Origin of the sequence: Acinetobacter sp. UBA2063, from assembly GCF_002333245.1 — a bacterium.
In the GTDB taxonomy this organism is placed as follows: domain Bacteria; phylum Pseudomonadota; class Gammaproteobacteria; order Pseudomonadales; family Moraxellaceae; genus Acinetobacter; species Acinetobacter parvus.
Map to the genome: position 1 here is coordinate 12,534 of NZ_DDAH01000152.1, position 17,393 is coordinate 29,926.

General features: G+C 43.7%; 13 protein-coding genes. 4 read left to right on the forward strand and 9 right to left on the reverse strand.

Going from position 1 to position 17,393, the window contains the following annotated elements; genetic code table 11:
• Nucleotides 1-18: 18 nt before the first annotated feature.
• From B4H32_RS06890 to B4H32_RS06900, 3 genes are all read right to left on the reverse strand, one after another.
• On the reverse strand, nt 19-1,527 hold the full coding sequence (locus tag B4H32_RS06890; RefSeq protein WP_004680689.1) for an AAA family ATPase: 1,509 nt from the start codon (nt 1,525-1,527) through the stop codon (nt 19-21).
• Nucleotides 1,528-1,536: 9 nt separating this feature from the next.
• A complete protein-coding gene (gene hisIE, locus B4H32_RS06895) occupies nt 1,537-2,304 on the reverse strand; it encodes a bifunctional phosphoribosyl-AMP cyclohydrolase/phosphoribosyl-ATP diphosphatase HisIE (protein WP_004680688.1) in 768 nt (255 codons plus the stop codon).
• Nucleotides 2,305-2,596: 292 nt separating this feature from the next.
• Nucleotides 2,597-4,108 (reverse strand): aldehyde dehydrogenase family protein, encoded by a 1,512-nt coding sequence (locus tag B4H32_RS06900; RefSeq protein ID WP_286801020.1) that lies wholly within the window; start codon nt 4,106-4,108, stop codon nt 2,597-2,599.
• 142 nt (nt 4,109-4,250) lie between these two features.
• Here B4H32_RS06900 and B4H32_RS06905 point away from each other — a divergent pair, with 142 nt between their 5' ends.
• Nucleotides 4,251-5,432 (forward strand): helix-turn-helix domain-containing protein, encoded by a 1,182-nt coding sequence (locus tag B4H32_RS06905; protein WP_004756274.1) that lies wholly within the window; start codon nt 4,251-4,253, stop codon nt 5,430-5,432.
• Nucleotides 5,433-5,642: 210 nt separating this feature from the next.
• Here the strand turns inward: B4H32_RS06905 and mdh are convergent, their stop codons facing one another.
• The 5 genes from mdh to B4H32_RS06930 all read right to left on the reverse strand — a co-directional run bounded on the left by mdh (nt 5,643) and on the right by B4H32_RS06930 (nt 11,479).
• The gene (gene mdh / locus B4H32_RS06910; RefSeq protein WP_004756272.1) at nt 5,643-6,815 is read right to left on the reverse strand and encodes an iron-dependent methanol dehydrogenase; all 1,173 of its coding nucleotides are present in this window, start codon (nt 6,813-6,815) and stop codon (nt 5,643-5,645) included.
• 450 nt (nt 6,816-7,265) lie between these two features.
• Nucleotides 7,266-8,885, reverse strand: a complete 1,620-nt coding sequence (locus B4H32_RS06915) for an ABC1 kinase family protein (protein WP_004756270.1) — start codon at nt 8,883-8,885, stop codon at nt 7,266-7,268.
• 12 nt (nt 8,886-8,897) lie between these two features.
• A complete protein-coding gene (locus tag B4H32_RS06920; protein WP_004756267.1) occupies nt 8,898-9,626 on the reverse strand; it encodes a ubiquinone biosynthesis accessory factor UbiJ in 729 nt (242 codons plus the stop codon).
• Between the two features lie 10 nt (nt 9,627-9,636).
• Complete coding sequence (gene ubiE / locus B4H32_RS06925; RefSeq protein ID WP_004756264.1) at nt 9,637-10,578, reverse strand: bifunctional demethylmenaquinone methyltransferase/2-methoxy-6-polyprenyl-1,4-benzoquinol methylase UbiE; 942 nt, start codon at nt 10,576-10,578, stop codon at nt 9,637-9,639.
• Nucleotides 10,579-10,771: 193 nt separating this feature from the next.
• The gene (locus B4H32_RS06930; protein ID WP_010589489.1) at nt 10,772-11,479 is read right to left on the reverse strand and encodes an FFLEELY motif protein; all 708 of its coding nucleotides are present in this window, start codon (nt 11,477-11,479) and stop codon (nt 10,772-10,774) included.
• 204 nt (nt 11,480-11,683) lie between these two features.
• On the opposite strand from B4H32_RS06930, the gene B4H32_RS06935 reads away from it, so the two are divergent.
• Together B4H32_RS06935 and B4H32_RS06940 are read left to right on the forward strand one after the other, a co-directional pair.
• Nucleotides 11,684-13,105, forward strand: a complete 1,422-nt coding sequence (locus B4H32_RS06935) for a polyphosphate--AMP phosphotransferase (protein ID WP_004756262.1) — start codon at nt 11,684-11,686, stop codon at nt 13,103-13,105.
• Nucleotides 13,106-13,126: 21 nt separating this feature from the next.
• Nucleotides 13,127-13,381, forward strand: a complete 255-nt coding sequence (locus B4H32_RS06940) for a hypothetical protein (RefSeq protein WP_228127117.1) — start codon at nt 13,127-13,129, stop codon at nt 13,379-13,381.
• Nucleotides 13,382-13,421: 40 nt separating this feature from the next.
• Here B4H32_RS06940 and B4H32_RS06945 read toward each other — a convergent pair whose 3' ends face one another.
• Entirely contained in the window at nt 13,422-13,928 is a 507-nt protein-coding gene (locus B4H32_RS06945; RefSeq protein ID WP_004680678.1) for a hypothetical protein, read from the reverse strand.
• A gap of 182 nt (nt 13,929-14,110) precedes the next feature.
• On the opposite strand from B4H32_RS06945, the gene B4H32_RS06950 reads away from it, so the two are divergent.
• Nucleotides 14,111-17,393: exodeoxyribonuclease V subunit gamma (locus B4H32_RS06950; RefSeq protein ID WP_286801025.1), on the forward strand; the 3,283-nt coding region annotated here is incomplete at its 3' end.

A 17,393-nucleotide genomic window follows, 5' to 3' on the forward strand; every position in this document is an offset into this window, starting at 1 on the left:
ACCTCAGTCACGAGCGCTTTAACCTACGGACTGGCGAAGACTTGAGGGAGCGCTTTGTTTTAGCTTTAATTGTTGTATCAGGTCATAAAGATGATGGATATTTAAACTTACTTTAGCACGCGTACAGGCGACGTAAAGTAGTCTTAATTCCTCATCTGTAATTTTATGTTCCAGTCCGTTAATCTTGAACTGGTAATCATCTTCAATATGCACCCGATTCCATTCCAGGCCCTTGGCCTTATGCGCGGTTGAGATCACATAGTCTGCCTGTTCAATCGGGGTAATTTTCGCCAATGCCTTTTTCAGTGGTTCAGTGCCATGTTCATCCACCAGCTTGACCAAAGGCTTGATGTCACTGCCATCATTGGTTTCACAGTATTCATGCACATCATGCCATGAATTAAACCACGCCAGTTCAGGCACATCGGTAATGCGTTTGCCCTGTTTTAACAAACTCGCTGCATCGACAAATCGACTGAGTTTTTGATGGTCGGCTTGCAGGCTGACCTTATCACCATGCAGCAAGCCTGAAAGCAGTAATTCCATTGCACGCGCATTGGTACGACACAAAATTGCATCGCGCATTTTGGTATGCGGTTTATTCACCACACTCGATTTAGCATTTGGATTGCCCAATAACGGAACAGTTTCGTTTAATGCACCAAGCAGACTATTGGCAACATCGGCGATAGCGTCACCAAAACGGAATGAGGTGGTGAGACGACTTTCGGGCAACGGCATTTGCTGCATGGCGTTGATTGCGCCACGCCAAGCATAGATTTGCTGATGTGCATCACCCACATAAATCACTTGTGTGCTTTTCTGGCGCAGTAAAATGCCGAGCATCAACGGATCAGCATCCTGAGCCTCATCAAACAGCACATAATCGGCGGGAATGTTGGGTTCAGACAATGCCCAAAGTTTGAGGTAAATATCGTGACCAATCCCTGCCTGATGGTTTTGATCAATTGACTCTAACCAACGGCGTTCAACTGCTGGATATAAGTGCTGTTGTAACGATTCAATATCATCTTGATGCAACCAGCTTGGTGCTTGAATATGACGAGGTGCAGGGTATTGTGAGCTGGTCGAGCAGAAATAGCTGACCGCATTAGCAACTAAACTCGCCAAGCGGCTTGGCATCAACACATATTTTTCATAACGTCCGCCCATTAATCGCCGCAGGGTAATGGGTTCCAGACGATATTCTTTTGCGATAAAACTTGGGCTTAAGCGAGGTAGTCGTAATTTATCAGTCACACCACGCGGTACACTGCGGAAAGCCAGCGAGTGAAAGGTACGACAATTTACATTGCCGTGAAATTTACTTTGTGCTTCCGATGCAATGGCCTTGTTAAAAGCCAAATACATACCACGCCGTTCGGGCATGGCGTCACTGATCATTTGTAAAGTGGTGGTTTTACCTGTGCCAGCATAGGCAATTACCTTAAAGGATTGTCCTAAACGGGCATTGTCTATGGCAACTGCCTGCTCATAGGTGGCTTTGGGTTTTTCGATACTCGACACAGGAATGGGTTACGCCTCTTTGCTACGGTTGGCTTTTTCAACCAAACCAGAAAGACCTTGGCGACGCGCGAGTTCATCCAGAACAACGTGTGGGTCAAGATCAAAGTAACCGAGCATGACGATACTGTGGAACCATAAATCTGCAACTTCATAGATCAGGTCGTGTTTATTTTCCAGTGAAGCATGCGCCGCATAATCTTTGGCCGCGATGATACTTTCCACGCTTTCTTCGCCGACTTTTTCTAAAATTTTATTGATGCCTTTTTTGTATAGGCTGGCAACATAAGAACTATCTGCTTCAGCTTTTTTGCGTTCTTGCATCAAACGACCTAAGTGACTGAGTACGTCGACTTGTTCAGCCTGACCATGATCGTGTGCTTCTGTTTTGGCGGATGCGCCGTAAATTGCAGTCGGATCTTTCAGTTGAGCATCAACAATTTCCCAACCTTGAGGGGTGAGTTTGCGATAGAAGCAAGACTCACGACCTGTATGGCAAGCAATACCACCATGCTGTTCAATTTGCAGAATAATTACATCAGCATCGCAATCCAAACGAATTTCATGCACTGTTTGGAAATGCCCTGATTCTTCGCCTTTGTGCCACAATTTTTGACGTGAACGTGAGTAATACACGGCTTGATTTTTTTCAGCCGTCAGTTGTAATGCTTCACGATTCATCCACGCAACCATTAACACTCGACCAGTTTGATGATGTTGTGCAATGGCAGGAACAAGACCATTGGAATCAAATTTAACTTCATCTAACCAGTTTGACATGCGTGAAATCCGTTGTGGGCAAAGCAGCTAGTTTAGCGTTTGTGGCTAGGGTTGGCTATGTGTGTTTGTTTTTATTTTGGCATACGCAAGACACTCAGATGATATGAGTGGTTGATTTAGTCTTTTTATTAAATCAGAAAGGATGCCTTGCTAAAATTGTATGTGCCGCCTAATTACAATGAGTTTGAAAACATCATTGCAACGTAGGTGGATCGTGGTCGAGTGAATAAATAAAAAGGGCAAATGTCATATACATTCGCCCTTTTCAAAAAGAATGACATGGATGCCGTGTTTAGAAGAATCCAGCAGGTTTAGTTGAATAACTCACCAATAAATTCTTGGTTTGTTGATAGTGATCTAACATCATTCTGTGGTTTTCACGACCAACGCCTGATTTTTTATAGCCACCAAATGCAGCATGGGCAGGATAGATGTGATAACAGTTTGTCCAAACACGGCCTGCTTCAACTGCTCGACCAGCGCGGTATGAAGTATGTGCAGAACGAGCCCAAACCCCAGCACCTAAACCATAGATGGTGTCATTTGCGATTTTGATGGCTTCATCAAAATCTTTGAACGTTGTTACAGATAGAACTGGTCCAAAAATTTCTTCTTGGAAGATCTGCATCTCGTTGTGTCCTTTGAAGACAGTTGGTTCGATATAGAAACCTTCACCCACTTCTTGTCTAGCACCACCACCCGTAAGAAGTTCAGCGCCTTCTTCTCGACCCATGTTAATACAACGTAGGATTTTTTCCTGTTGTTCTTGTGAAGCTTGTGCACCAACCATTGTTTCAGTATCAAGTGGATGTCCAACTTTGATACGTTTCACACGCTCAATGGCTTTTTCTAAGAACTTATCCGCAATACTTTCTTGAACTAATGCGCGAGATGGACAAGTACAAATCTCGCCTTGATTGAGTGCGAACATTGCAAAGCCTTCAAGTGCTTTATCAAGAAAATCATCTTCTTGATCCATAACATCTTCAAAGAAGATATTTGGAGATTTTCCACCAAGTTCTAAAGTGACTGGAATAATATTCTCAGTTGCATATTGCATGATCAACTGTCCAACTTGGGTTGAACCTGTAAATGCAATTTTGGCAATACGAGGATTAGTGGCAAGTGGACGGCCTACTTCGACACCATAGCCATTCACAACGTTTAATACACCAGCAGGTAGAATATCTTGGATTAATTCTAAAACAAGTAGAATACTTACAGGTGTTTGTTCTGCTGGTTTTAATACGACACAGTTACCTGCTGCTAGTGCAGGAGCAAGTTTCCATGCAGCCATGAGAATTGGGAAGTTCCATGGAATAATTTGTCCAACGACACCTAAAGGTTCGTGGAAATGGTAAGCAATTGTATCTTCATCGATTTCTGAAATGCCACCTTCTTGTGCACGGATACAACCTGCAAAATAACGGAAATGATCAATTGCCAGTGGAATGTCAGCTGCCAATGTTTCACGAACTGGCTTGCCATTATCCCAAGTTTCCGCAACCGCAAGCATTTCAAGGTTTGCTTCCATGCGATCAGCAATTTTGAGCAAGATATTTGAACGCACTGTCGGAGAGCTTTTATTCCACTCAGCTTTGGCTTTGTGTGCTGCATCTAATGCGAGTTCGATATCTTCAGCTGACGAACGCGGTATTTTTGTAAATACTTTGCCATCGACAGGAGAGACATTATCGAAATATTCTCCTTTAATAGGTGCTACCCATTGACCGCCAATAAAGTTCTCGTATTGAGCTTTGAATTGAACCTTTGAATCAGGTTGATTAGGATCGACATAACGCATATATATATTCCTTTACTTATAATTGATCTATTAAGCATCTATAGCTTTGGTATAAGGTACTTTTGTACGCTATTTGATTAGGATATAACTGGGAAGGTTGGAGAAAGGTTGGAAACCATGCTCAGACGTGAGGGATGTACAAATGTTTACAAAACGAGACCTATTACAACAACGAACATCAATTGATCAACTTAAGCGACACAATAGTTTGTCGCCGCAAAGTGCTGAAATGTTAGGACAAAGTATTGCCAGTTCTTGGCAACGCTCAGCATCTTGTGCTATTCCAAAAGAGCGCTTGGCTGCACCTTTATTGGCACGTCATCAGAAAGTTAAAACAAATTTAGATTTAGCATTAGAGGCTTGTTCAAATGATCTCAGTCATATTGCGGCACAATCATCTATGGTGATTGCGGTTGGCGATGTGGGGAGTACAATTATTTGGACTGCTTGCAGTACGCAGATGCAAAGTGCGGCTGAAAAGGTACATTTCATTGCAGGTGGACAATGGGCAGAGGAGGTGGTTGGAACCAATGCTTTGGCTCTATCGCTAAAAACCCAACAATCCAGTTGTGTATTTTCCAATGAACACTATATGGAGTCCATCCATGACTGGGTCTGTTATGCAGCTCCAATTATCGACCCTTATTCCAAACAGGTATTGGGTGTGGTCGATTTATCAACCACGTGGAAAAAACACAACAGTTTAGGGGTTTTGGCGGCAGAGCGTTGTGCCTCCATCATTCAAACCGCACTTATTGATCAGCAAAGACAACATTTATATATCCGTGCTTTTTCAACCCCACAAATCTTCTTTAATGGTAAGTCATTGGTTCTTACACCACGTCAAATTGAGATTTTGGCAATTTTGGTGCTTTGTCCAAATGGATTAAATTTAGAAAAATTACATCAAGCCCTATATGGTGAGCGTAAAGTCAGCATTGGCACATTAAAAGCTGAAATGTCACAACTCAGGGATATTCTGGGTGGGATGCTAGGTTCACGGCCTTATCGTTTATTGGCCGATGTGGAGGCTGATTTTCTTTTAGCTGAACAGGCGCTTGATTCTGGATATGTGGCTTCTGCGTTACAGGTATACAAAGGGGTATTTTTGGCTAAGACGGAAAGCCCTTTTTTATGCGCATGGCGGGATTGTCTGGAGTCGCGGTTAAGTGATGCAATCTTTAAAACCACAGAAACGGATTTGTTATTGAAGCATGTTGCTCATTTCCCCGAAGCAATAGATGCGGTTGAACGCCTGATGGAGTTATTGCCTTCAGATCATCCTGCGTATTTATCTTTGAATAAGTTTAAAGATATGTTTTAAAGCTCATTTTTAGTAGTCTGCGAAAAATTATCTTTGAAATTCTAATTTTAGTTTTATTAAAAAATTAAATATATCAGTGTATTAATTCAATTGTTGTGTACTGTGATCACAGTTTTTATAGGGATAAAAAAGTGGGAATATCACCAGTTTGCTATTCCCACAAAAAGTAAGCCAGTTCTCTGAGGCTGTGACTTACTTTTAACAGAACGATTAGAGTGCAGCTTTAAATATCTCCACAACCTGGGCATGGGTCGCTTTACGTGGGTTGGTCAGCATACATGCATCTTTTTGAGCATTCTCTGCCATAATTGCAAGGTCTTCAGTTTTCACACCGAGTTCATTCAAACCAGATGGGATACCGATTGAGGATGATAATTCCCGAATGGCGTCAATCGCTGCAAAAGCCGCTTCAGTTTCAGTAAATCCGTCAGTATTTACACCCATCAATTCTGCAATTTTTGCATAACGATCCTGACAGGCAATTAAGTTGAATTCACAGACATGGGGTAACAGTACCGCATTACATACACCATGCGGCAGATTATAGAAACCACCTAATTGATGTGCCATCGCATGAACATAACCTAGAGATGCATTGTTAAATGCCATACCTGCCAAGTACTGTGCATAACTCATGGCATCACGTGCTTCAATATTTTCGCCATTGGCAACAGCAGGACGTAACCATTGACTAATCATGGTAATCGCTTTTTCTGCACAGGCATCGGTGATTGGGTTTGCTGCAGTCGATACATAAGCTTCAACTGCATGTGTAAGTGCATCCATTCCCGTTGCAGCGGTTAAACCTGCTGGCTTTGCAACCATGAGTTTAGGGTCATCAATTGCAATCAGTGGGGTGCAGCGCCAGTCAACAATTGCCATTTTTACGTGGGTATCGGTATTGGTAATAATACAGAAACGGGTCATTTCTGATGCAGTACCCGCAGTCGTATTAATCGCAATAAGTGGGGTCATTGGTACTGTACTTTTATCAATACCTTCATAGTCACGGATATGACCACCGCCAGCCGTGACGAGTCCAATCCCTTTTGCACAATCGTGTGATGAGCCACCACCTAAAGAGACAATAAAATCACAGCTATTGTCGTTATAGGCTTCTACACCATGATGCACATTGATGTCAGTTGGATTTGGTTCAGCGCCTGGAAAAATGTGGCTGTCTACGCCTGCATCTTTTAAATATTGTGCAATGGTGTCTGCGACACCAAATTTAAATAAGCCTTGATCAGTTACGATCAGTGCTTTTTTTGCACCAAGATTCTGTGCTTTCGCACCGATTTCTTTTGCACAGCCTGGTCCAAAGAGAGATACACAAGGGATGTAAAAACCGTTAGTTTGATCTGCAATATTTTTAAAAGCCATGGAGCGATTCCTTCTTCCATATTCCATTGTTTGTTATTCAGTGATCTCATCACTGTAGGCTCAGTATGCAAGGCTTAAAATTTTTTCCCACCTACCAAAAACCTACCAATAAATGAGGCGGCATTGGAAACAGGAGAAGTGGTTTGGATATCCAACACAACGGGGGATAGGGTTTTCTTGGAAACAGTTTAAAACTAGAGTTGATAGAAATAATATTATTAATAAAATCAGATACTAAATTTGGTTGTCATGAGCTGGATTGGGATGTATAAATTATTTATTCAATTGAGACAGATTAGAATATTGGTGATTTGATATGAACATTTAAAGCATAACGATAAAAGTGCTGTTAATTGAATCTTTATATTGATTGAGTGGCAATGATGAGAAGCCAATAACACCCCATCACACTTGAAGCTAAAAAGTCCCTTGTTTATAGGCAGGTGTAGCTTATTTCATAATACGCCACAGCGCCAACAAGCTACTCAATACAATTAAGACAATCGAGACAAACCACGGGGTAATAATGGCAATGGTCAGCAAAATCAACATGGTGCTGCCAAATATCCAGCTACGACGTTGTTGCTGCTGCATTTGCAAACGCATCTGCTGAATTTCTTTAAGCTGTTTGTCATGCCAGGCAGATTGATTCTTCAAGCCATTGAGACTGTCAATCAACAGGCTCGGTAAGTCCTGTGCGCCCAATAATAAATCAGGAATTTGCTGACCAATTTCCTTGAAATTTTTCACGGGATTCATATTGGCCTTGACCCATTCAGTGAGAATCGGTTTTGCCAGTTTCCAGATATCCAGTTGTGGGTAAAGGTCAGTGCCCAGACCCTCAACATGAACCAGCGTTTTTAAAAGCAACATGAGTTGTGGTGGAATTTCCAGATGGAAACGCCGTGCAATATCCATCACCTGAATCAGGATGCCTGCAAAATCCAGTTGATCCATCGGCTTGGATACCATCGGGCCAACAGTGCGGCGCATTTCACGCGCCAGTGCATCCTGATCGGTTCCTGGTGGAATCCAGCCTGCCTGATGTACAATCTGAATCAACTGCATAAAGTTGCTGTTCATCACGGCCAGTAACATTCGTGCAACGGTCATTTGATCAGACTTGGACAGCTCACCCATAATGGCACAGTCCAGCGCAATAAAGCGTGGATTGCTTGGGTTAATGGTTTCAACAAAGACATTGCCAGGGTGCATGTCCGCATGGAAAAAGTTGTCTCGAAATACTTGGGTAAAGAAAATGGTCAAACCTTTTTCAGCCAAATCTGCACGATCCATACCCAAACGATCAAAGGTCGCGATATCTGAAATAGGCACACCCGTGATGCGTTCAGCCACCATCACGTCTTTACTGTCCATATAGACTTCAGGTACATACATCATGCTGGAGCCTGTAAAGTAATGACGCATTCGGCGGGTATTGTCCGCTTCTAGACTCAGGTCAAGCTCATTTAAAATGATCTGACGGTAGTCCTGAATAATCTCGGACAGGTGCAGGGCACGGGCAGCTTCCAGACGGTTTTCCAGCCAATTCCCCAGCCATGCCAGAATTTCAAAGTCCCGAAGAATCTGGTTGTGAATATCAGGACGGGTGACTTTTATCACCACCTCACGACCATCATGCAATGCGGCAGTATGCACCTGTGCAATCGAGGCAGCGGCAAGTGGCTGTTCATCAAAACGGGCAAACAAGGTGCCAACATCGGCCTTGAGAGATTCTTGAATCCGCTGTTTGGCCAACTGGGTGTCATAGGGCTTTACACGGTCTTGTAACAGCACCAGTTGCGATAAGAGTTCTGGTGGAATCAGGTCGCGACGGGTAGAGAGGAGTTGACCCAGCTTAATTGCCAAAGGCCCCATCTCTTCCAGTGCTTGCTTGAGTTTAAGCGGATTCTTTTTTTCACGGCTTGACCAAGCCGCAGGATGGGTTTTGATAATGTTGAGGGCATGGCGGGCTTTAACTGGTAATTCTTCCGCAGGGAACAAGGTGTCAAGGCGATAATGTGCTGCAATACGCCAAAGTTCAAATAACCGTCTAACATGCGGAATCATATAAAATCTTACCTAGTTTTGTGTGGGGTTCAATAATTCCTCCCCTTTTTGAGGGGAGGTTAGGAGGGGTTTCAATTGGGCCTGTAATTGCTGAAATCTGGCTTCCAGACGGTCTACTTCCTGATTGAGCTGGCGGGTCTCCCGATTCAGGTCATCCATTTGCCAGCGTGGGGCAAATAAGCCGCTATCTTCTTTTAGGGCATCTTCAATAAAGAACAAATGACTTTGTAATGAACGCTTGAGTTGTTTGGGTGCAAGTTGAATCTTAGCCAACTCATGTGCCAGTTGTGGGCCAATCCAGGGCGATAAATGCGCAGCGAGATCAGGCTCAGCTTGCTGCATAATTCTTTGAATATCTTGTAATAGATGGTAATCACCTTGTAGGGGAATATTACCAATCTGATCCATATCACTCAGCAATAATTTAATTAACTCAACAACATTTTCAACCTGTAATGTTGCGGTTGCATCGGTGATTTTGTATTGAGGATCAAACCTTGCGAAGCTTGATCGCTTCTCATGTTCAAAAATAGAAGACTTTTGACTATGTCCCGTTACGGTGGGCTCTAGACGAACTTTATTTTCATCAAAAAAAACATCAACTGAGAGTTGTGGGCTATCAATCACAACCCGCAACAATTGACCTTGTAACTGATTGAGCTGAATACGGGTAATCGCATCCAGATCAATCACCTGATGAATGATACGTTCGACTGCACCCAGTGCTAGAATCGACCACATATCTTAAGCCTTAAAGTTTGAATCCACGGTGAACGGCAACAATACCACCTGTCAGGTTGTGGTAGTCACAGCTTTGGAAGCCTGCATTTTCCATCATGCCTTTGAGGGTACGTTGGTCTGGATGCATACGAATAGATTCTGCAAGATATTTATAACTTTCAGAGTCATTGGCAACCAGTTTGCCCATGATTGGTAATGCAGTGAATGAATAAAGATCGTAGAGCTTTGAAAATGGCTCAAACACAGGTTTGGAAAATTCGAGGATCAGTAAGCGGCCACCTGGCTTAAGTACACGGTACATGGCTGCAAGTGCTGCATCCTTATCGGTCACGTTACGTAAACCAAAACTGATGGTGACGAGGTCAAAACTATTGTCTGCAAAGGGTTCTAATGTTTCAGCATTGGCAAGCACAAAATCCACATTGGTACAGCCTGCATCAATCAGGCGGTCACGCCCAACATTGAGCATGGATTCATTGATGTCTGAGAGTACGACATGACCTTGTGGACCGACTTCACGGCTAAATACTTTTGCCAGATCGCCTGTACCACCCGCGATATCCAGTACATGCTGTCCACGGCGAACACCTGACATATTAATCGCAAAACGTTTCCAAATACGATGGATACCGAATGACATCAGGTCATTCATGATGTCGTATTTGCTGGCGACGGAATGGAACACTTCCGCCACTTTCTGTGCTTTTTCATCGCTGCTGACAGTTTGATAGCCAAAATGGGTGGTTGCGCCAACATTACCTGTATTGGCACCACGCGGCAGGTTGTATTTCGGTACGGAACCTGTTGGTGCTGAGGTCAAATCCTGTTGTAAAGATTGCTGTTGACCCTGTGGCGCTCCCTGCGGAAGCGGTGTGCTGAGGAAAGGACTGACTTTGTCTGAACCTGGGTTTTGCTCAACTTCTGGGGTGGGCTGTTGGTTTTCGTTAGACATTGTTTTCTCCTAAACTTTCGCTCTAGCGGCACGAATCAGCATGCATCATGACAGATTTTGTATTTTTTTACAGGGTCTAGCATATCATTGTTATGAATAATATACAGAAAGTCACTTTCCAAAAAGTGTTTTAATTTTTTATGTGAAGATGAAAAAAATCCCTCTTGGTAGAGGGATTGGAATAGTCCAGCATTTAACTGCGGAAAGGATCTGGATGCCCTGAATGGACTTTCTCAATGATCTCGCGTTCTTTTGCGGTAAATGTTTTGATAAACGTTGCAGCAGACTTCATAGGCTTCATTGCAGCAAAACCTTCTTGGATAAAATCGTACATAGGTTCAAATTGATATTTGGTTGCAATGCCTTTACACATTTTAAAAGCCGCATACATCATCGTAGAGCGCATATACTTATCTAATGTGAGACCAAGCTCGTCAAGTAATTGTAATTGTTCATAACGTACATCGCCTTGATCGAGTTTGACTAAGGTCTGGCGCATGATTTCATCAGTTAGTGGTGTTTCCAAAGGATAATCTTTGAGTAGTTGTTCTGCGACTTGTTCATCGAGTTGAGTGGCAAGTACAGCAAGACTGACCGATTTTGTTCCTGTTTTAATTGCATTTTCAGGGAGTAAGCTCTCTGCTTTATGTGCATATTTCAACAGGCGTTCGATTTGCTGTGCAATTGCCTCAAAATCAGGACCGCCATACAAACGATTGAGAAAATACTGTGCCATCAGTTGATTTTCAGGCAGAGCAAAAAATTCTTTATGGGTTTCTGCGATGCGTGCTTTCATCCACGCTTGTACTTCATGCAGACGTTGCTTAAGTGCTGTATTTTGGTGGTAATTCAGAGTTTGGTATTGTAATAAAAGATGATCAAATGCAGCGAGTTTTGACATATTCGAACTCAAATAAAATAAAACCAGAAAATCATAGGGCGCATCATAACTGAGAACCATGACAGCATAAACCCTAAATGTCCAACAATCGGTCACTATGTTGATACACGGATTGAGTTCTACAGAAACTGTACAAGGGTTTTGCATGCAGTGAAATAGATTTCATTATACTTATTCTTAATAATGAGCCATTTAGAGCCGAATATGAGTATACAACAACCAAAATTTGAATTACGTGATGAAGATGCGTTGTCTTTAGATTTGATTGAAGCACAATATGCCTTAAAAGATAGCCAAGATAAAAAAAATGCAAAAAGTGTTCTGATTTTAGTAAGTGGGATTGAATTAGCAGGGAAAGGTGAGGCGGTTAAGCAATTACGTGAATGGTTAGATCCACGCTATTTAAGAGTTAAAGCAGATGCACCACGGTTATTAACGACCTATCAAACTTTTTGGCAGTCTTATACGCGTTTTATTCCTGCCGAAGGTCAGATCGTGGTGATGTTTGGCAACTGGTACAGTGACTTGCTGGCAACGGCAATGCATGTGTCCAAGCCATTAAATGAGGCGTTGTTTGATGGCTATGTTGAGCAAATGCGTGCGTTTGAACATGATTTGCAACATAACCATGTGCATGTGGTTAAGGTCTGGTTCGACCTGTCATGGAAGTCTTTACAAAAACGCTTAGACCAAATTGATGCGTCCGAACAACATTGGCATAAATTACATGGTTTAGATTGGCGCAATAAAAAACAATACGATACCTTGCAGAACCTCAGCCACAGGTTCACCGATGACTGGTTTATCATTAATGGCGAGGATGAAAAGTACCGCGACCAGTGCTTTGCACAATATGTTTTGCAAACGCTTCAGGAACTTCCTGACCATCAAACTAAAGTCACGGAAAAATGGCAACAAGCACAGATTCCCACAGCACTATTAGAACCTTCAAAACAAAGCTTAGATAAAGATGACTACAAAGAAAAATTGAACAAATTAACCAAAAAAGTAGCTGATGCATTACGTTACAACGAACGAAAAGTGATTGTTGCTTTTGAAGGTATGGATGCTGCAGGTAAAGGGGGAGCGATAAAAAGAATTGTTAAAAAATTAGATCCACGTGAATATGAAATCCATAGTATTGCTGCACCTGAACGTTATGAATTACGCCGTCCTTATTTATGGCGGTTTTGGACACGATTGAATGATGGCGGCAAGATCACGATTTTTGATCGGACCTGGTATGGGCGTGTGCTGGTGGAACGTGTTGAGGGTTTTGCGACAGTGGTTGAATGGCAACGTGCCTATGATGAGATTAACCGTTTTGAACAGAACCTTGTGGATAGCCAGACGGTGATTGTCAAAATCTGGCTGGCGATTAGCAAGGACGAACAGGCCGTCCGTTTCAAGGAGCGTGAACAAACCCCACATAAGCGCTTTAAGATTACCGAGGAGGATTGGCGTAACCGTGATAAATGGGATGACTACCTTGAAGCCGCTGCGGATATGTTTGAGCGTACCTCCACCGACTATGCGCCATGGCATGTGATTGCGACGGATGATAAAAATACGGCACGGATTGAGGTGTTAAAAGCCATATTGAAACAATTAAAAGCGGATGAATAAGATGCTGCTGATGGGTAGGCAATGATGTGGAAGAGCCTGTTTAAGATATTTTTCATTTTAATACTTGCTTTGTTATTGAGCTTTATATTCTTTATCGGCTTTTATCTGTATATGATTTATGGTGTTCATCCCTCTGATGAGGGCAAGACAAGTATTTCATGTATATGGGAAAATGGAGAATTAACAGCAGAAAGAATAACCATTATTCAAGGCAAAAGAGTGATGACACAAGCTCAGGCTGAAGATTGTGCCGATTTAACACACTCGATGAAATGACTGAATCACTGATAGTCGGCTGATCAGTCATGTTCATGTTTTAAGCTACAATCGTACTACGGCTTTTTTGCTGAATCCGTTTTGCAAGTGTGTAGCAGTCCTGAATATGTGCCTCGGTGATTTTACGCATCATAAAATAGCCAAGGCTGGCCGCCACCAGTTGCCCACCCAGAGGAATGAATTTAGTCACCTGTTTGGTGGCAATCTTGGTGAAAAAACCATTAAATGTTTTTTTCATTGCGGTACGTGCCACCACAAAACCTGACAACTCGAAGCCACGTTTACGCAGTTCATCCCAGTGAACTTTCTTGGTCTCTGGGTCATAAACGCTAATATGTTCAGGTGCCAGGCCAAAACGTGCATTAATATCAGGAATGATCTGCGTGAGCATGCCTAAATCAACCACCACATCGAAAAATGGAATGGGGACAATGGCCGCGCCAGCAGAGCAGTAGGCGGTCTTCTTGGTACGCGCCAGACATTCATCACGGATTTGTTCCAGATTTAAGCCTGGGTCAATTGAATCAGGAATTTTTTCAATTTTCATAAAGTTATACCTAAAGTCTATCTCTTGGTCGTATATTCAAGCGCATTAAATGGTGAATTTCAAAAATTTTTTATTTCATGCTGTGTTTAACGTGACATAGTTCCACAAGCTTGTATAGTGATGATTATCTACTTATTTTTATGTATCAAAATAGTCGTTTATTGATGAGGTTGTATTAACGGATGGGTATTCATGTTATTCAGAGTCAACGCCTTGATGTGTTATTGCAAGGTGTGATGGCATCCATTACCCAACCCAGTGCCTCCCCGTTTCAGGTGTTTAAAACCCAGCATTTTATTGTGCCGAGTCCTGCCCAGGAGCAGTGGCTGACCCAGAAAATTGCTGAACAGCAGGGTATGACGGCCAACTATCAATTCCATCAAAGAATTCGTGGTTTCCAGTGGTATGCCTATCAACAAGTGTTGGAGAATAAAGAACAAGTCCGTAAGGCCAATATTCCACGCCTGATCCTGAAATGGCGAATTTATCAGGCGCTCCAGCCCTTTATTCAGGCTGAGCAAAATAGCCTTGCGCTGGAACATCCGCTGTATTCAATTGTGCAACGGATTTACGACAGCGCCGACCAGTTGCAGCAGGGCACAGAAAAACAGCTTAAAAAACAGGGCATGTTGTATTGGGTGGCTGAACAGGTTTCGCAACTTTTTAACAACTACATGCTTTATCGTGGTGATTGTCAACGGGGATGTACGGGCGTTTGCCGCTGTTCGGGCAACTGGCTGTCGGCATGGGGGCAAGATCATCCGCTGGATATTGAGCGGCTAATTTCGCAAACTGACCAGCAGGTGTCTGCATTTAGCCTCAACCAGACCCAGCAACTAGAAACGTGGCAACGCTGGCTATGGCAAAACTATTTTCATGCCGACTTTGTGGAGATGCAAAGTATTGATGCCGATTTCTGGCGGGTTCTGGACAATCCACAGACCCGCCAGCGTGCATTGGCACAGCTGCCAGATCAGGTGATTGTGTTTACCCTGCTGGACTTGCCACCCAGCCAACTGCAATTCCTGCGCCGTCTGGGGCAGTATCTGGATGTGTTGATCCTGCACTACAACCCCTCGCAGGAATATTGGGCGGACAGTGTCGATCCACTGTGGAAACAGCGTTATGATTTGGGTGTTAAGGAGCGTTTTATTGCCAAAAATCCTAATGCGAGTGATGCGGAAATCCAGAACTTTTTTGAGCAATTTAATTTAGAATTTAATGCCTTAAGTCGTGAATCACGACATCCCTTACTGACACGTTTGGGCAAACAGGCACGTGATCATTTCTCTTTATTGTCACAACTTGCAGGAGGGGAAGAAGGAATTTGGGAAGATCTCTTTGTTGATTATTTTCCAGAAACCTTACTGGGTAAAGTCCAGTCCGATATTTTTTATCTGGCAGAACCTCAGGCAGGGCAATATGAGCTTGCATCGAATGATGAGTCGATTCAGTTGCATGTCTGCCATTCCAGTTTGCGTCAGCTTGAGGTACTCAAGGAGCAGTTGACCCATTGGTTATCGCAGCCAGATTCCGTTGCTCGCCGTCCTAGTGATGTGCTGGTGCTTGCACCCAATCTGGCTGAGCTTGAGCCTTTGATTCGTAGTGTATTCCCTGCTGTTCCCAATGAGCATGAAGTGTTTCTGCCCGTCAAGATTGCAGGCGTGGCTTCACTGGATGCCCTGAATGCATGGCGTGCGGTGCTGGGGCGTTTGCAGCTTACACAGGGACGCTTTGCCCATGATGATTTTGCCGACTGGCTCAATCTGTCTGCGACACAGCAGCGTTATGGCCTGGACTATACCCAGGCACAACGGATGCTGGACTTGTTGAGTGATGCAGGCTTTAAGCGTGGTCTGGACGCTGAACATTTAAAACAGAGCCTGAGTGCCAACGATCAGGACTATCGTTATAGCTTTAAATTTGCGCTGGATCGTCTGGCATTGGGAATTGCTGTGCCAGCGCATGTGTTGGTGCAGGATATACTGAGCTATGCACAGGTGCAGCCAGATGATTTTGAGCTGATTGGAATCTTGATCCAGATTTATCAGGATTTATCTATCCGACGCAATTGGCTGATTGCGCATGAGTTGGGGCAGCAGTCACCTGTTGAGGACTGGCTGAAAAAGCTCAAGGATGATATTCAGGAGTTTGAGCAAGCCGATATTGTTGCCCTAAAGGCCGTGCGTGAGATTGTGCAAAAGCAGGAGCGTATGCTGACTCTGGCGAGTTATTATGATGATGCTGAAACCCATTTGCGCCAGATTACTCTGCCGTTGCCGTATATCATTGAGGAAATTCAACGGACGCTGCAAAGCCAGTCAGCACAGGTTGAACCAACAGGGCAAATTACCTTTAGTCAGATTGGACAGATTCGCCCGATTCCTTATCGTCTGATTGTGCTGCTTAATATGGATACAGGCAAGTTTCCCAATCGGGATGCGCATATTCCCTTTGACTTAATGGATGCATTACGTCAGCAATTGGGTGACCGTTCTCGTCTGGAAGATGATCAGGGGGCCTTTCTGGATGCAGTGCTTTTGGCGGAGGAGCAACTCTGGCTGTTTTATAATGGCTTTGATGTCAATGATGGGGAGGTGCGTGAACCCTCCACTATTTTGCAGGCTTTTCGAGATCATTTGGCGTTGATTGTAAAACCGACTAGCAGTGAAGATAGGCCTCCTTTATCAGAAGCGGATTTAGCTGGATTGGAGGCATTACAAATCCCACCACAGCTTTATCCGCTGTATCATTTACATCGTCTACAACCATTCGATCCACTCGGCTTTGTTTCGGATCGACCTGTGCGCTTCCAAGATCAATGGTTTAAGGTCGCTTCACAGATTCAGCAGGTCAAAGGAGAGCGGCAGGCATGGGTGAATACCCGTTATCCTGTTGAACATGATGAGATGCTGATTCTAAATAGCCAGCAATGGATTCAGGATGTGGCGTTCCCCGCGCGTTTGTATTTAAAAACCCTGGGGGTGGAAAATTTAACGGCAACCGAACTGGTGGATCAAACTGAACCGTTATTGCTGGATGGTTTGGGGAAATATGCTATTCGCCATTTTCTACAGCAGCAGGATGAGCAGACCTCGGCTGGCATCTTGCAGGATCAACTCCCTGTTGGAAAGGTACAGCACAGTGCATGGCAGCAAAGCCGCTTAGAGCAACAGCGCTTGCTTGAACGTTTACAGCAGTATGCGGCAGCCCCGACACTCACCACACAACGGGTCTGGCGTATCTCAAAACAACTACAAATGGTTTGTGTCACGCCAAAACAGAATGTACAGGACTGGGTTAGTCTGGAAGCGTCGAGTGCGCGGGCCAAACGTTTTGTTAAGGTCTGGCTGGAATATTTGTTGTGGCTGGCCGTGCTGAACGATGACTCCGCTACAGAAAAACGCCGTATCGTGGTATTTAGTGACCAAACCGTGATTTGTGAGGGGCTGGGTTCCGAACAGG

What these genes read in the sequence shown, in the direction of transcription:
- mdh (WP_004756272.1), bottom strand. Translation starts at nt 6,815, where the DNA reads ATGGCTTTTAAAAATATTGCAGATCAAACTAACGGTTTTTACATCCCT.
- B4H32_RS06915 (WP_004756270.1), bottom strand. Translation starts at nt 8,885, where the DNA reads ATGATTCCGCATGTTAGACGGTTATTTGAACTTTGGCGTATTGCAGCA.
- B4H32_RS06935 (WP_004756262.1), top strand. Translation starts at nt 11,684, where the DNA reads ATGAGTATACAACAACCAAAATTTGAATTACGTGATGAAGATGCGTTG.
- B4H32_RS06900 (WP_286801020.1), bottom strand. Translation starts at nt 4,108, where the DNA reads ATGCGTTATGTCGATCCTAATCAACCTGATTCAAAGGTTCAATTCAAA.
- B4H32_RS06930 (WP_010589489.1), bottom strand. Translation starts at nt 11,479, where the DNA reads ATGTCAAAACTCGCTGCATTTGATCATCTTTTATTACAATACCAAACT.
- B4H32_RS06940 (WP_228127117.1), top strand. Translation starts at nt 13,127, where the DNA reads ATGATGTGGAAGAGCCTGTTTAAGATATTTTTCATTTTAATACTTGCT.
- B4H32_RS06905 (WP_004756274.1), top strand. Translation starts at nt 4,251, where the DNA reads ATGTTTACAAAACGAGACCTATTACAACAACGAACATCAATTGATCAA.
- ubiE (WP_004756264.1), bottom strand. Translation starts at nt 10,578, where the DNA reads ATGTCTAACGAAAACCAACAGCCCACCCCAGAAGTTGAGCAAAACCCA.
- hisIE (WP_004680688.1), bottom strand. Translation starts at nt 2,304, where the DNA reads ATGTCAAACTGGTTAGATGAAGTTAAATTTGATTCCAATGGTCTTGTT.
- B4H32_RS06920 (WP_004756267.1), bottom strand. Translation starts at nt 9,626, where the DNA reads ATGTGGTCGATTCTAGCACTGGGTGCAGTCGAACGTATCATTCATCAG.
- B4H32_RS06945 (WP_004680678.1), bottom strand. Translation starts at nt 13,928, where the DNA reads ATGAAAATTGAAAAAATTCCTGATTCAATTGACCCAGGCTTAAATCTG.